At 56.1% G+C, this 14,728-nt stretch carries 12 protein-coding genes and 1 pseudogene; 1 reads left to right on the top strand and 12 read right to left on the bottom strand.

Going from position 1 to position 14,728, the window contains the following annotated elements; all coding sequences use genetic code 11:
- Position 1 precedes the first annotated feature (1 nt).
- The 8 genes and pseudogenes from LE416_RS10545 to LE416_RS10510 form a co-directional block, all read right to left on the bottom strand.
- On the bottom strand, positions 2-457 hold the full coding sequence (locus LE416_RS10545) for a Panacea domain-containing protein (protein WP_225048547.1): 456 nt from the start codon (positions 455-457) through the stop codon (positions 2-4).
- A 206-nt stretch (positions 458-663) separates the two neighbouring features.
- Positions 664-1,527 carry an IS3 family transposase gene (locus LE416_RS10540; RefSeq protein WP_225046558.1) on the bottom strand — a complete coding sequence of 288 codons (864 nt, stop codon included), beginning with the start codon at positions 1,525-1,527 and terminating at the stop codon, positions 664-666.
- On the bottom strand, positions 1,524-1,703 hold the full coding sequence (locus LE416_RS10535; protein WP_225047806.1) for a hypothetical protein: 180 nt from the start codon (positions 1,701-1,703) through the stop codon (positions 1,524-1,526). Before LE416_RS10535 ends, LE416_RS10540 begins: the two co-directional genes overlap by 4 nt.
- Before the next feature lie 15 nt (positions 1,704-1,718).
- Positions 1,719-2,060: pseudogene (locus LE416_RS10530) on the bottom strand (transposase); the annotation flags it as partial.
- 95 nt (positions 2,061-2,155) lie between these two features.
- Positions 2,156-3,301 carry a class C sortase gene (locus tag LE416_RS10525; protein WP_225048545.1) on the bottom strand — a complete coding sequence of 382 codons (1,146 nt, stop codon included), beginning with the start codon at positions 3,299-3,301 and terminating at the stop codon, positions 2,156-2,158.
- 88 nt (positions 3,302-3,389) lie between these two features.
- Positions 3,390-5,135 (bottom strand): SpaH/EbpB family LPXTG-anchored major pilin, encoded by a 1,746-nt coding sequence (locus LE416_RS10520; RefSeq protein ID WP_225048543.1) that lies wholly within the window; start codon positions 5,133-5,135, stop codon positions 3,390-3,392.
- The gene (locus LE416_RS10515) at positions 5,132-6,241 is read right to left on the bottom strand and encodes a prealbumin-like fold domain-containing protein (protein WP_225048541.1); all 1,110 of its coding nucleotides are present in this window, start codon (positions 6,239-6,241) and stop codon (positions 5,132-5,134) included. Before LE416_RS10515 ends, LE416_RS10520 begins: the two co-directional genes overlap by 4 nt.
- Positions 6,238-7,887: a SpaA isopeptide-forming pilin-related protein gene (locus tag LE416_RS10510; protein ID WP_225048745.1), complete on the bottom strand. Its 1,650-nt coding sequence runs from the start codon at positions 7,885-7,887 to the stop codon at positions 6,238-6,240. The genes LE416_RS10515 and LE416_RS10510 overlap by 4 nt, the downstream gene beginning before the upstream one ends.
- A gap of 268 nt (positions 7,888-8,155) precedes the next feature.
- Between LE416_RS10510 and LE416_RS10505 the strand changes: the two genes are divergently transcribed.
- Positions 8,156-9,172 carry an IS30 family transposase gene (locus LE416_RS10505; RefSeq protein WP_225047419.1) on the top strand — a complete coding sequence of 339 codons (1,017 nt, stop codon included), beginning with the start codon at positions 8,156-8,158 and terminating at the stop codon, positions 9,170-9,172.
- A gap of 15 nt (positions 9,173-9,187) precedes the next feature.
- Here LE416_RS10505 and LE416_RS10500 read toward each other — a convergent pair whose 3' ends face one another.
- The 4 genes from LE416_RS10500 to LE416_RS10485 form a co-directional block, all read right to left on the bottom strand.
- Complete coding sequence (locus tag LE416_RS10500; protein WP_225048539.1) at positions 9,188-10,933, bottom strand: SpaA isopeptide-forming pilin-related protein; 1,746 nt, start codon at positions 10,931-10,933, stop codon at positions 9,188-9,190.
- A 598-nt stretch (positions 10,934-11,531) separates the two neighbouring features.
- Positions 11,532-12,860 (bottom strand): C40 family peptidase, encoded by a 1,329-nt coding sequence (locus LE416_RS10495; RefSeq protein WP_225048536.1) that lies wholly within the window; start codon positions 12,858-12,860, stop codon positions 11,532-11,534.
- 616 nt (positions 12,861-13,476) lie between these two features.
- Complete coding sequence (locus LE416_RS10490; RefSeq protein WP_225048534.1) at positions 13,477-14,034, bottom strand: hypothetical protein; 558 nt, start codon at positions 14,032-14,034, stop codon at positions 13,477-13,479.
- A gap of 168 nt (positions 14,035-14,202) precedes the next feature.
- Positions 14,203-14,565 (bottom strand): hypothetical protein, encoded by a 363-nt coding sequence (locus LE416_RS10485; RefSeq protein ID WP_225048532.1) that lies wholly within the window; start codon positions 14,563-14,565, stop codon positions 14,203-14,205.
- Between the last annotated feature and the right edge of the window lie 163 nt (positions 14,566-14,728).

Here is a 14,728-nt window from a genome sequence, read left to right as displayed (position 1 = left end):
GCTAGTCACCAGCATAGATGGACAGGTAGAACGCCTGCATCGTCGCGTCCGAGATGGGCGCAGTGCTCGGCGCCCACTGATCCAGCTCGCCGCGCGCCTCAAGCCACGGGCGCTCCTGCTTCGCCAGCGCCTCGAGCTCATTGGCCGACTTGTCGCCGTATGTCAGCCAGACCGATGCTAGCAGATCTTGCACGCTCGCGTCCTCAAGCGTCGGGGCCGTCCCCTGCGCGATCTCCGTCCACCCGTATGCCCGGTACTTCTCGTGCAGCTCGGGGGAGACCGGTCCGTTCGGCCAGGCCTCGAAGTGCGTGTCCCCCAGCAGCGGGTGCTGAAGCAGCGCATCGCCCCACGCCTGCGTGTAATAGACCAGCTTCTGAAGCTTGCGCGGCGGCATCGGCGCCTGCGCCAGGAACCAGTCCGCCACCGTCTGATACGAGAGCCTTGTCTTCTGCAGCATGGCTTCCCCTCCTTGCCTAGGTCGAGTCGTGACCACCATTGTAGCACGGCCGCCGGTTTCCCGTGAAGCTTCGGGCAGTCGATCGGGCGGAAGCCCTGATGGCGCAACGATTCAGGTCTCCCGAGTGCCACCAATTCAAAAAGGCGGCCCAGCCGCCTGCCCCGGTCTGAAGTGCAATAGAAAAGTTAGACAAGTTCAATTTTGAATCAAGCAATCATGGCCTGTTCCCGGTACGCGACTGGGGTCAGGCCATTTTTGGTTCTCGAGATTCTGGCATTGTTGAACCAATCAACGTAGCCGTTCACCAGCTGGCGCAGGCTGGCAAGGTCATCAATCCGATAACGATTCAGGCACTCGCGCTTCATCAGGTTGAAGAAGCTTTCAATTGGCGCATTATCATGGCAGTTGCCCTTGCGTGACATGCTCTGAACAATGTTCATGTCCTTCAGGCGCTGCTGATAGTCTGGCATCTGATACTGCCAGCCTTGATCAGAGTGAAGAATCGGTCGTACTCCTGCTTTGAGATGATGTTTGAGTTCGTCAAGCGTCGCTTGGATAAGCGCCTTATTTGGTGAGGCACTGACAATGGTGGCGAGGACTTCGCGACTAGCCTCATCGGTAATCGACGAGATGTAACCCCATTCGCCGTTATAGAGCCGAACCTGGGTGACATCGGTGTGAAGGACGGTGAGCGGCTGTTTCGCGCCAAAATGTTGCTTCAAGATATTGGGGACGATATTACCAACCGTGCCTTTGTATGAGTGGTACTTGGCCGTGTGTTTGGAGTAAATCGTCACTTTCAAGCCCATGTCGCTCATCAGACGTCGAATCGTCTCCTCGGCATAATGAAACCCGTGCTTCAACGCTTCATCATGAATCCGCCGGTAACCGTACGTCTCCCTAGAATCGTAGTAGACCCGCTTGATGAACTTCTTAATCTCAGCGTACTTGTCGGCCTTCTTATCCCGCTTAAGGCGATCATAGTACGTTGCTCGAGGCAACTTGAGTTGCCTAAGCAGCTCTTGAAAACCATAGCGCGACCTCAACGAGGTAACGATGCCCGCCTTCACTTTTGCTGAGAGTGCTTCGGTGAGTTCTTCGTCAGGGTCGCGAGTGCTTTTAAAATATCACGATCCAGCTCTGCCTCGTGAAGCTTGCTTTTGAGTTCCAGAATCTCCTGTTGGTACTTCTCTTCCTGCGTCGGCTCAAGTTTCTTGATTGGTTTGATTTTCTTGTGCTTACCCATGGCTGGTCTCCCTTTTTGAGTAGTGCGCAATCCAGCCACCCCTTGATCTCTCACGATGCGATACCAAGAATTGACCTGGCTGGGTGAGATGCCGAAATGAGCCGCAGTTTGCGCACGACTTATTTGATGTGTATGCACATACTCTACCACTGCAATCTTGAATGTTTGGGAGTATTCAACGTTTGTATGCTTAACTTTTAGAGAATCGAGGCCATGAGCCTTAGCCTGATTAACCCAAGTTTGGACGATTCTGGCATGGGGTATTCCAAACTCTGTGCACAGATTTTTATAGCTTATGCCACCCTTAAGATACCTGGAGACAACCCTGATTTTAAATTCACTACTGTATTTAGTCATAAGAAAAGCCCCACAATCGTTAGACTTCTTGTCTAACAATTGTAGGGCACTTCAGTCTCCTGGACCGGCCGCAGCCACCTGGGCGCGCCTTTTCGTTATTTCACAATCCGCCAGACGCCGTCCTCAAGCGTCACCGTCTGGCCCTTCTTAGGGTAGAAGCGCATCTTCTGCTGACGAATCTTCTTGACCCCGCAGGCCACGCGCCACTTGCCCTGGTCCTCGCGCAGCCGGTACATGCGGCCCGGCAGGTCGTCGATGCGCGCCGTTCCGTCGGCTTCGGTGGTCACCCGCAGCACTTGGCGGTTGCGGTACAGCGGCTTGCCGTTGGGCTTGCACAGCCGGTACGTGACGCCGGCCACCGGGTTGCCGGCCGCGTCGACCACGGTGAACCAGAGGTCGAACAGGTGGCGGCGCAGCAGCAGCCCGTGCAGGTAGCGGCCGAGCAGCCCCAGCGTCAAAAGCAGCGCCAGCGCGCAGCCGATCAGGATCGCCAGCTGCTGCCAGGTCTCGGCGCTCTGCGCGGCCTTGACCTCCTTGGCGATTTTGGCCGTGTACGGCACGCGATAGCCGGTCAGAAGCAGCCGGTGCGAGTTGATCATGTACGGCGTGCAGGTGAGCAGCGTCGCGAGGTCGCGGCCCGGCTCAATCTGCAGCACGTCGGTGTCCTCCGGCAGCACGACCTGGATGCGGAACACCTTGTAGGCCAGGTGGTGCTTGCCGACGGTGAAGACGAACAGGTTGCCCTTCTTCACCCGGTTGAGGTCGGAGAAAAGCCTGCGGTCGACGAGGCCGCGGTGCCCCGCCACGACCGTGTGGGTGCTCGGCCCGCCGGTCGGCATCGAGGTGCCCGGCACCACCGCCGCCCCGACGGCCAGCGTGTCGTCGGTCAGCGTCTTGAACAGCGGCACCGTCAGCGCAATCTTCGGCACCGTCACCGTGCCCAGCTGGTCCTTTTGCAGGTTGACCTTGTCCTTCTTGTCCATGCCCGAGAACGGGTCGGCGTCCGCGTGCAGGCCGGCCTTTTTCAGCGCCGCGTTGGCCTTGGCCATTTTCGCCCGCTGGGCCTCGACGTTGGCGGCGTTCATCTTCTCGACCTTCGCCACGCGCCGCGCGTCCAGCAGGCTGTTGAGGGATTCGACGTAAAACGGGTAGAGGGCGACCACGACACCGATCATCAACAGGATGACGGCGATGGCCTGGGTGATCAGGTGGCCGCGGGCCCGGGGGTGCTTCTTCGCCATAAGACACTGTCCTTTCGCTCGGCCCTTACAGCAAGCGCCAAGCCTTGCGACTTGGCGCCTGTTAAAAGGTCGATCTGTTAATTAAGCATTAGACTTCTTCGTGGTGCTTGCCGCGACGCAGGAAGAAGACGCCAGCCGCCATGATGGCCAGGCCGGCCACGATGACGATGTAGATACCCATGCCACCGGTGTGTGGGAGGATACCATTAGGTGAGTTCTTAACATCTGTGCCAAGTTGAATGGTCTTCAGCAGCACATCGCCGTCATTTGATACGACCGCGAACGGAATGGCTTCCGCCAGTTTGGTGTAACCGGCTGGAGCCTGATACTCGACAAGGTTGTAAGTGGCCGTCTGAGTGTCGCCTGCCTTGTCAGTGTATTGCTGGCCCAGAACATAGTCGCCACTCTCGGGGTTCACAACATCCGCGGAATAGGCCAAGCCAGAAATTTGAATCAAGCCATCTTTATCCGTCGTAAATTTAGCGGCTGCACCTTCGTCGGTAGTCCACTCTTTGCTAATCTCCAAGGTATCTTTGTCTTGAGTCGCATACTGAGTCTCATCGCCTGCATCAGTTTTTACGACACGCGAAACCACAAAGATTGCTCCTGCCAGTTTTGCTTTGGTATTGGCATCGATCTTGGTGAACTGAATCTTGCCCACCTTAGGATTGTGCGTACTCGTAGTAGTAATGTCTGGCGTGACAGTTACCGTGTTTTTAATTGCTTGGTTGATCTCCGCACCTTTGGTGATAACTGCATCATATGTTACGGTAACGGTTGCACCGTCAGGAATAGCATGATCCGTGGTTGATGCGCCTGGTTGCAAATCTAGAACAAAGCCGTTCAGATCCTTTGAAGCTGTATCAGAAGCATCGTCCTGCGACGCCAGATACTTTGGTGAAATGCGGAAGTTTCCGGCCGGAACATCAACTTGAACTTGCTTTGCATCTGTATACGTTACTTTAATTGAGCCGAGGTCGATGTTAAGACCCTTGTCTGCTGTATCAGTAAGCGTATATTCCTTCAGTGTGTGAAAATCAGCCGGCAAAGCGTTGTGGATTGTGTAAGTTACTTTATCCCCAATTTGCGTGCCGACGGTACCGCCTGTGCCGACAGCACTATCCTTGATTGCAGCTCCATTCACGGCCGTCATGTCCTTATCCAAAGTCTTGTAGACCGTGTTCTTTGGGTAAAGATGAATATCACTGTTCAACGTGTCTTTTCCATCTTCTTGCGTATAAATTGGCATCGTGACAATCAGTGGTGAGGCCTTAACAACCGTGGTATCAGCGTCAGGTCCCTGGGGAGCGGGGGTAGTGGTTTCAATAAATGCGTATGTTGCGTATGACCCATCAGGATTTTTCAGAGGAAGATTCTCGAAAGTCGTCAATCCGCCATTAGCTGTAGTGTGATCAACATCAGTCTCAACCTGAGGGTTATCTTTAGAAACTTCAGCGCTAGGTGCCCCGTTTTTCCAGTCCGTTTCGGCTTGCTGTTGTGCAGCTTCCTGTTGTTTTGTGGAAGTCGTATTCGAGGCATCCTTGGCAACCTGTGCAAGAACACCCTGGTAATAGTTACTGATGTTATATGCAACAAACGTCGCACCATCCTGCGGTGTAGCACCCTGAAGATCCGTAATCAACGAACCGGTATTGGTAATATCTGGTGTTTTGTCGCCTTCCGTATATTTCAGCTTGTGCAACGTAACATTGACCGCGCCGTCCGTTGGTTCACCTGCCGCGCTTACGGTCTGAACCCCTACGGCAGCTTGGAACGCCAGCGGCAGGATCAGCAGCGCGCTGGCAAGGAGATGCTTGAGTTGTCCTTTTTTCATTGCTTTTCCCTCTTATTCGTCTTGGTATGGAACCAAAAGTATAGTGCAATGCCGATGATGACAATCCCCAAAATTGCCATGGCGGAGCGGGCCTCCCCGGTCTGGGGGAGCCAGCCGCCGGTGATCGGCAGGTGTGGCCAAATGCTTGAGTGTGGGTTGTTCGGCGTGGTCGTGCCCGGAGTCGACGGCGTCGGCGTTGGCGGCGTCGTGTCCTTGCCAGGTGGACCGGCCGGGCGCTGCGGGTTGTAGACCCGCAGGCCGACCCTGGCCGCCTCACCCGCCTGGATGTGTCCATCCAGCAGGTTCCGCAGCCGGTGGCCGTTGACCCAGATGTCCGTGGTGGTGACGCGCACCACCACGTTCTTGGCCTTGGCCGAGATCATGAAGCCCTGGGGGGACTGGACTTCACGGAAAACGTAGGTGCCGGCGGGGAGCCGGACGCGGTCGAGAAGCACCGCGCCCGAGGCATCCGAGCGGACCTTTTTCACCCTTGCGTCCGTCAACGGCTGGGTGCTGGTCACCCAACCACCGGCGGTGCTCAGGTACTGACGGGCGCCGCGGTGGGTGCGCGTCAGGGCGAAGCGGGCGCCGGCAAGCGGCGTCTTGGTGCCATCGACCAGCGTCGCGTACTTGTAAAAGTACACGGCGGCAGCCTCCGTCACCGGCTTGGGGTACGCCTCGATCACGCCGTCTGTCGGTGTGACCTCGACGATTACCGCCAGCGTCCGGGCGTACCCGGCAAAGTCAAGCGTCGCCGGCGTGTCCTGCAAAAGCAGGTAGTCGCGGTTGGCGCTTGGCACCACCAGGCTCTCGGTGCCGGACGCGGCAACCTCCAGATGGTGGTTGGCCACGAACTGGCGCAGCCGTCTGGCGTCTGCCCCCTGCAGGCGCAGCCGAAGCTCGGCGAGCGTCTCGCCGGCGGCCTCGCGCTTAGCCACGTACGACGTGATGTCGTAGGCGGTGAAGCGCGGGTGCCCGCGAGACGCGACCGCACTCGGCGGGTGGACGGTCACAGTGGTGCTTGCGGCGACCGGGTGTCCCCGCAGGCCGAGGCCCACGGCGACGCCGATCAGCAGGGTGATGGCGAGTCTAAGCATTCTTCTCATCGGCGCTCACCCGCCTTTCGCTGGGTGCGTGCCAGCAAGAACATACCGGCTGACGCCACGAAGGTCATCGTCGCGAGAATCAGGGGCACCAGCGGCCCCGTCCCGCCCGTCTTGGGCAGGATGCCCTTCTTGGGGTCCTTGACCGTGATGGTGATGACGTGATCGCCAGTGACGTGCCAGGTGACCTGGTGACTAGAGGCGGAAGCATCCTTCTCGTCGTCGAGTTGCCCCCCCTGCCAGTAAATGGCGGGTGGGTCGTCGGTCGTCTGCGTGACGATGGAGATGTCGCCATTCAGCGGCACATAGCCATCTGGGGCCTGAGTTTCCGTTAGCTTGTATTTCGCGCCCATCGCCAGCTCAGCGGCATCACTGCCGTCAGTCGCGGTGGGCGTCAGAACACTTGTGGCCGAGTCCCCCGGTGATGGACTGAGTGTGAACTTTGATCCATCTATCTGCTTGTTGGTGTTCGCGTCGAGCTTCACGACCTTGACGTGCCAAGGTCTAGCGTCGGGATCGTCCTTAAAGGTCAAGGCGTACCCATCGTCACCCAGCGTGAGTTTGACTGGCAGATCTGCAAGCTCGTCTTCTGAGAGTGGCTCGCCCTTGTTGTTCACAAGCTTACCATCCAAAAGGTAGATTGGCTCTGTGTACGGCTTATAACCCTCTGGCGCCTTAGTCTCTGTCAACGTGAAAAGCGTCCCCGACTGAAGCGTCAGGCTGGTGGTCGGACTGCCCTTAATGACCTCGGCAACCAGCTCGCCTTCCGCGTTGCTGGTGAGTCCAATCGAATCGTCACTAGCCCGCTGCCAAGAGAATTCAGCTCCCGAAAGTGGCTTTCCTGTGTCACTCCCGATCTTGGTGATGGTCAGCGGCTGCATCGCATCTTCCTGAATGAAATGTACGAGATTGGACTTAACCGAATCTGCGAAATAACCGCTGACACCGCTAATGTCGCTTGCTTCTGGCTTATCCAAGGGCCGCCACGTTGTCCCACCCTTGGCAAGCTGGTCCTCTGCGTCGATAACGTCCTTGGCAAGTAGCGTAATCTGCTCCCACTCAAAGTCCGAACCATCCGCAAGGTTGTTGTCCTTGCTGACGAGTCTTAAGCCATAATAATGGGCATCAAGTCTGTACCCCTTTGGCGCCTTTGTTTCCTTCAACAAATATGTGCCCGGGCTAACCTGTGTCATAGGTGTGAGGCTTGCTTCCGTGGCGTCGCTGGTTTTAATAGAAGTATCCGAATGTTTAGCAACATCGGTCAGCGTATACTCAGCTCCGGCCAGCGGGGTTGTACCACCCACAGTCACCTTCTTGATGTCAAAACCAAACTTGGTATTGGTCACCGAGACTTCCTGATTCCCACTCTCGTCTACCGCGCCACGGGCGTACACGGGTGTATAACCTTCCGGTGGTGAATCCTCGGTGAAGTAATACGTAATCGGTGAACCGTTGTCATCCCGAGTGGGCAGATCTTTAAACCAACCATTCCAGTCGTTCGCCTCGGACAGCGTCAGCGAATTATCCGCCATTTTGCTGTCATGTGTTGTGCCGTCGGGGTCGGTAATTCGCTGATAGAGCTGAACGGTAACTGAGTCAGCACCTGCCTTGCTATTCGTTAAATCGAGCCATTTCTTGGTTACATGGATATTAGTTGTCTTTGCCTCTGTTTTCGGAACTGGGGTGTTATAGACAACACGATTGTTAGACCGATCATCATTGGAGCCAGTCCACGGCCGGTAAGACAGATCTCAGCGCCACACCTCGCCACTATCAATGTTGACACTATCTGCAATAACTGAGCCAAAAATGTGCCCCCAGTTTACAATTCAAGTGCAACACCCTGACGACTAGACCAAAAAGGCCATGAAGACCTATTCTTGTTAGTACTAGCTAAACAAGAAAGCAGGAATCTTCATGACCCACTCTCAGACTAACACCCACAAGCATTACCAACAACTCAGTTTTAGCGACCGTGCTACAATTCAGGCCCTTCGGGCTGCTGGTGACACCGCGACCGTGATTGCACAGAAGCTTCATCGCAGTAAAGCGACAATCTCACGAGAAATCACGCGTGGATCTGTAACTCAGCTCGACTCGAAGCGTCACTCGCATCAAGTCTATCTTGCGGAAACTGCCCAAGCCATGCACGACCGTAAACGCGATAGAACCGGTCACTACGCCTTTCTTAAGACCGGCCGTGCGTTCTTCAAGGCTCTCGCCAGGGAGCTTACTCGTAAGCCGCGCGTACACAGCGTTGATAGCTTCGTACACTTCTATCGCGACCAGGGCAAGGCTTGCCCTTCAACGACAACTGTGTATCGCTACATCGACGCCGGGCTGCTTGAGCTAGACAACATGACACTTCCCAAGAAGCTCCGACGCCGCATCAAAGGCTATAAGAACGCCCACAAGCGCAAGAATAAGAAGACATACGGCGACTCAATCGAGTTGCGTCCTGCGGCCGTGAATGACCGCACAGGCGTGGGACATTGGGAAGGCGACTTGGTCAAAGGTATTCGCTTAGCTGATGAGCCAGCATTAATGACGCTCACAGAACGGTACAGCCGGACTGAGATCATCGTCAAGATTCCTGACTATCATGCGGGCACCTGCCTTAAAGCCTTGCAAGACACGATTGACGACTACGGGGCCAAGGAATTTGAGAGTATCACTTTTGACAATGGTTCCGAGTTTGCCAAGTTATCAGAGATTGTTGGAACCCAGATTTACTTCGCACATCCGTACTCGCCTTGGGAGCGTGGCACAAACGAGAACGCCAATGGACTGCTTAGGGAATTCTTCCCGAAAGGGAAGTCTCTCAGAGCCGTTACCCTGGTTGAAATTCAAGCAGTCCAATCCGCACTGAACCATCGTCCCAGACGTATTCTGAACTATCTTCGCCCATGCGATTACTACCGATGCATGGCGTAACAGCCTAGACCACTATCAAGAATTCGTTATCATCGTTGCACTTGACTTGAAAATTGAGGAGCCAAAAATGTGCGCACCTTTAACAAACAGCTCTGAGGTGGGGGCTAGAATCGTTCCGTAGAAGTAATCGTTGTTGAGCGTGATCTTTGCACCATGCTCTGCGCTGGTACCTTTATAGTTCCAAAGAATCTTGTTATAATTCGCCGCACGAACGTCCGCATTGGACAGGTCAATATGCGGAACGATTGTGATATTTTTCAACGCCTCAGTGGTGTTTGCGGGAGAATTCTCGGGGGAAATGAAGTAGGTGTCCGGCGCGTCGAAATCGCAGACTGCAGGTGCGTTCGAAAAGTTAATATTAATCTCAATCGGGGCCGCATTCTTTGAGAGGTCCATGTTGACAAAGTAGAGCTTTGCGCCCTTCATAATCTCGTTATAATCAATATCGAACTCTCGCGCGATCGGAGTGTTGCTCGTGCGGAACGTTGTGACATCTGTGTTAACATCTTGAGGCATAATGTAGCCATCAGGTGCCGCAACCTCCTTAAATTGATAATTACCCGAAACGTTCACCGCAACATTTATCTGCCCGTTCGCATCTGTCGTTAGGAGGTAGAGACCCGCGTACCGGCCATCTTTAGCCACTGTCAGGGCCGTCGAAGGTCCCGTCGTTGTAATCTCTTGGTGCTGGGAGTCATAGAGCTTAACTTTTTGGGTAATCAATTTATGGTTCGCATCATAAGTGGGATTACCATCATCATCCGTTACCGGTACCTCGACGCCAGGTTTGAGATCCGCCCATGAACTAATTTCGGGCGTTTCCGTTCCAGTATACTGTGCTGGATAGACTGGATATTGAATGGTGAATTTGGCGCCGGCCAACGGATCTGTGGTGTTCAGAGCATATTTGGTTAATTTGAGCGCATAGGCATTCTCATAGGTGTCGTTATACTTATCTGTACCCCCGCCGTTATTGGCATCAAAAACAGTTAGATTCTGTGGAGCATCAGTATTAGCATTGTCCGTTGACGTTCCAGTCTCTGTATCAGTCGTACCAGGTTTAGGATAAATTGGATCTAGATGCGTCTGATTAGTGTCAACCGCGACCGCCTCAGATATCCCCTTGAGATTTGCCATGTCGGCGGCGATATTGATGTAAGTCGTATTGGAATTTTCTTGGAAGAGTTGTCCATTATCAAGCTGAAGCTGTCCGCCGTTAACCGTGAACGGCTTGCCGTTGTTAATCTCGTGAATTCCTTGAATTCCAGAGCCGAGAACCATTTTCGGATTCAACGATTCGTCGTCATCGACCTTCGGAATCAGGCTAGCCCCGTTATTCTGATAATAGTAAACGTCGTGTGCGACCCCATTCGCGTCTTTCACGAGATCTCGTATCAGTTCAGGAGGTGTCTTGCCCCCATTACCGCTAGTGGATACGACCGTGCCAGCTGCTATGTTGCCGTTGACATTGGTCTCACGTGTGAGTTTGTTAGTGAAAATGGTGAAGTGCTGGGCAACGTTGAGGTAATCATTCGCCGTCTCCGGAAACTCCTGAGCATATGTTTGGGATTGCTCTAGTACAGTACCCTGCGCACCATCCTCACGAACGATGGCTGTGTTGCTTGACGTAACCGGATCGGCATTGGCCCCGGCGAACGCATTAGCCAGCACAAAATAGGCGACCCAAAAGACGCCCATTAGGCTCACTGCTGCGCCTAATAGACGACCGAGTCGCCTGAGTTGTGCCAGTTGCTGCTTCATCGCCAATAACCCCCCAGTCATTGTTGATGCAAGGTGTTCCCCGGTTGATTGCCCGCCGGATCAAAACCTATACGTTGCCCCGAAAATTAATGTCGCGTCACGATACACGCAAGAATGTCGGCCCAGAGGTGAACCTCTGAGTTATAGTTAGTAAACCAATTAACTATGCCAGTCCATCCTACAAAATATTAGCCCAATTGTACATCTTTTTCGGAATATTAATACTGATATTTTTGGGTGATTTGTTACATCCAGCGTTCGTACACCAAGGCGCAACACGTGTCCGCTTTTCGCAGGCAATCGCGTGAGGTCCCGTCCATAGGCGGTTGTGCCTACCGATCATCGCCGATATCTAATGTGATTTATCAAAATATAAAGCGCTATATTCGCGAAACGAGTCAAGACTTAATCGAAGTTCGCTCATCTATACCAATTTGTCAAAAGCCGCAATCGCCCCTGTGACGCGGCTTCCACCCCGAATCACGCGCCGCGCGCGGCGAACCCGACGCCTGTCGTCGCCGGCCCGCGGCTTGCCCGCCTGATACACGAAAACCGGCCCTGCCTGTTGGCAAAACCGGTCGCGGTGTTAACTATTGAATTACAGGCGACGCGCGAAGCTTGGCATGAAGCCGGCGCTGATCGTCGCGATCTTGACCACATCGCCTTCCTGAGGCGCGTGGATGTACTGGCCGCCGCCGATGTAGATGGCGACGTGGTAGGCGCTGTTGCGGCCACCCCAGAAGAGGAGGTCACCGGCGGACAGGCTGCTCAGGGAAACTTCGGAGCCGTAGTGGGCCTGCTGGGAAGCCTGGTGCGGCAGGGAGATGCCGACCTGGGCGGCGGACCACATCACAAGCCCGGAGCAGTCGAAGCCGACGGACGGGTTGGCGGCGGCCCAGACGTAAGGCTTGCCCTGCTGGGACTTGGCGGCGGCGATCATGCTGGAGAAGCTGCCGGCGCTGATGCTGGAGCCGGCGTTGCTGGAGCTGCTGCCGTTGGAGCTGCTGCCGTTAGAACTGTTGGAGTTGCTGTTCGAGTTGCTGTTGCTGGTGTGGTGCGTGGTGCTGGAGCTGGTGCTCGAGGCAGCCGGTGCGGCCGGCGTCGTGGTCTTCTTGACGGTGGCGGCGGCGCTGGTGGCCTTGGCGATGGCGTCAGCCTGGGCGGCCTGAGCGGCTGCGGTGGCCTTAGCCTGCTCGGCGGCGGCCTTCAGTGCGGCGGCCTGGGCGGTGGCGGTGGTCAGCTTCTTTTCGAGGACGGCGATTTCATCCTTGTTGTCGGCGAGCTTCTTGGCCAGGGCTGCGGAGTCCTTTTTGGCCTGCTTCTGCAGCTCGGTCAGTTCCTGCTTGTCGGCAACCAGCTTGTCCTTGGTTGCGACGAGGTCGGCCTTTTTGCTCTCCTGCGAAGCCTTGAGCGTCTTCACCTTGGCCTTGGCCTCGTTGACGGCGTCCAGCGCATCCTTGCTGGCGGAGTTCAGCTTGTTGACGGTGACGCCGCGGGACACGAGATCGGACAGGTCGCGCGCGTTCAGGACGAAGTCGACGTAGACGTTACCGGTGATGGAGTTGCCGGCCTTCTTTTGAAGGGAGACCAGCTGCTTTTTCAAAACGGCCTTGCGACTCTTGATCTCTTGGTTCTCCTTGGCGATCTTAGCCGCGTAGCTCTGGATGGTGTCTTCAGTGGTGCTGATATTCTTCTTGGTGTCGATAATGGCCAGCGTCTTGTCGGAGACCTTGTTATCGATCTTGGCGACCTTCTCTTGGGCCGTCTGCAGTTCCTTAAGCAAGGTCGTGGCTTCGCTCTTCTTGCTGCTCAGCGCGGACTTCGCCGAGGTGACATCGTCGGCGGAAACGGTGTTGCCGGTGCTGAAGGTGCCTGCTGCCAGGATGGTCATGATGGCAGCCACTGTGATTGATTTTGCGAATTTCATAAAATACACTCCCTTACTTCACTGGTTAAGAATATAGCAGACCAAAGTTACAGCGCTGTTACATCCAAGTTAACGATTCGCCGCCGTTGTCATGAAGCGTGTTAACTGTAACACGAAACTTTCGCGGTTAACGGCCGCAAAACCGCGCCACAACGGGGTTTGTCGCCTCCTCGGCAGGTTCACAAAGTCTGTCCAAAATGTCACAAACTTTTCGCGGATTTTTCCGACTGTCGTCGTCAAAACCGCATAGTATCGCGGGTTAACGGCTTCCGCGGGTGCTTGCGGCCCGTCCTCCCCGCCGCGCGGCCGACCCAACCGGTGCGAGTGGACCACTCCGAGGCAGCCCGCCTGGCGACGGGTCCTGTGGTGTCCTGAACGACCCGGTGGCGGGTTCGCTGACTTGCTCGGCGCCAGTTTGCGAAGGCGCGGCGGCTTGCCCCGGCGAAGCGGTCGGCGACTGGCCGAGGTGCTTGCCCGGCAACATGTCCGGCAGCTATTCACGTGCCGGGCGACATGTCCGACGACCCGGTCCCGTCCACGGCCGCCGGCGCGCAAAAAGCCCCGTGCGTTCGCCGCACGGGGCCTCACCAGCCAAACATTTCTATATAGTAGGAACTCACCGCACGCCGTTGACGAACAGCGCGGTCAGGGCCGCCGGGTCGTCGCCCGGGCGCGGGTCGATCAGCGCGTCCACCAGGATCATCAGGAAGCGGCGAATCGTCGCCTCGTCGCCGGTCGCGGCGACCGAGCCATCGGCACGGCCCAACGCGATGATGGCGGCCCAGACGTCGTCGTTCCACTTCTCCAGCTGCGCGGCGTGGGTCGGCGACTGCTGAAGGCGCAAGAAGAGCTGCTGGAACCCCTTGCCCGGGATTCCGGCGCGAAACTTCCGCGCGCACGCGGCGAAGCGCGTGATGCGCTCCGCCAAGCTCAGCCCGGCCGCCGTCGCCTCCGCGGTCGCTTGGCGGTAGAACCGCGCGAACGCCCGCATCCCCGCCAGGTCGATCAGCTCGTCCTTGCGAAACGTGTTGCGCATGGTCGCGTAGTCCACGCGCGCCAGCACGCAGATCTCGTTCACATTGAAGTTGCCCAGCCCCTTGTGCTGCATCAACTCATCCGTCGCCGCGATCAGCCGCTCCTGTGCGGCATCGCGCGCCGCTGCCGTCGTTGCCATTGCATCCCCTCCCCGTCTTGACTCCATGTTACCACACGGCATCGCGACTGAGGGCAAATGGTGTCTAGGCACCACCCAAAAATTCGGCTTCCGGCATACGCCGCCAGCCGTGACGCGACCGTGCCGCGCCTACGTCTCGCCTTGTCCCTCGCGCCAAGGCGCTTGTCGTTACTGCTTGGGCTGGAAGTTCTTCAGGTTGGCGAAGGCGATGCCGCCACCCACGATGACCACGATGCCGCCCGCCCAGCCGAGGAACGGGATGAGGGCCACGCCGCCGCCGACAATCAGCAGGACCGGTGCCGCTGGCTTGACGAGGTTCGTGCCCTTGTAGTAGATCAGAGTCAGGATGCCCAGTGCCAATGCGCCAAGCCGCAGCAGCAGGAGCAGGCCGGCCGTGCCGCTGGTGTTGCCGGAGCCGCCGGTCACGTCGCTGAGGGCCGCGCCGGTGATCAGGAACGGCCCGATCAGCAGCAGAATCCCGGCAATCAGGCCGAAGATCCCGTCGGCCATAATCAGATTCTTGTTCTTCATAATTTCTCTCCTCCGAGAATGTTATAGAATAAGCGCTCACCCGTTTTTTTAAGATACAGGCTTGCGCTAATAATACCACGAATGGCGTCATCTAAAAAGAATTCAGTCCATTATTGAAAGCACATTTTTTGTTATTCATTGTGTTGGATAATTCAATATTCGT

Source organism: Lacticaseibacillus kribbianus (assembly GCF_020180945.1).
GTDB classification, from domain to species: Bacteria; Bacillota; Bacilli; order Lactobacillales; family Lactobacillaceae; genus Lacticaseibacillus; species Lacticaseibacillus kribbianus.
This window is presented reverse-complemented; position numbering and strand designations above follow the sequence as displayed.

What these genes read in the sequence shown, in the direction of transcription:
- LE416_RS10495 (WP_225048536.1), bottom strand. Translation starts at nt 12,860, where the DNA reads ATGAAATTCGCAAAATCAATCACAGTGGCTGCCATCATGACCATCCTG.
- LE416_RS10545 (WP_225048547.1), bottom strand. Translation starts at nt 457, where the DNA reads ATGCTGCAGAAGACAAGGCTCTCGTATCAGACGGTGGCGGACTGGTTC.
- LE416_RS10535 (WP_225047806.1), bottom strand. Translation starts at nt 1,703, where the DNA reads ATGGGTAAGCACAAGAAAATCAAACCAATCAAGAAACTTGAGCCGACG.
- LE416_RS10485 (WP_225048532.1), bottom strand. Translation starts at nt 14,565, where the DNA reads ATGAAGAACAAGAATCTGATTATGGCCGACGGGATCTTCGGCCTGATT.
- LE416_RS10505 (WP_225047419.1), top strand. Translation starts at nt 8,156, where the DNA reads ATGACCCACTCTCAGACTAACACCCACAAGCATTACCAACAACTCAGT.
- LE416_RS10490 (WP_225048534.1), bottom strand. Translation starts at nt 14,034, where the DNA reads ATGGCAACGACGGCAGCGGCGCGCGATGCCGCACAGGAGCGGCTGATC.
- LE416_RS10515 (WP_225048541.1), bottom strand. Translation starts at nt 6,241, where the DNA reads ATGAGAAGAATGCTTAGACTCGCCATCACCCTGCTGATCGGCGTCGCC.
- LE416_RS10500 (WP_225048539.1), bottom strand. Translation starts at nt 10,933, where the DNA reads ATGAAGCAGCAACTGGCACAACTCAGGCGACTCGGTCGTCTATTAGGC.
- LE416_RS10525 (WP_225048545.1), bottom strand. Translation starts at nt 3,301, where the DNA reads ATGGCGAAGAAGCACCCCCGGGCCCGCGGCCACCTGATCACCCAGGCC.
- LE416_RS10520 (WP_225048543.1), bottom strand. Translation starts at nt 5,135, where the DNA reads ATGAAAAAAGGACAACTCAAGCATCTCCTTGCCAGCGCGCTGCTGATC.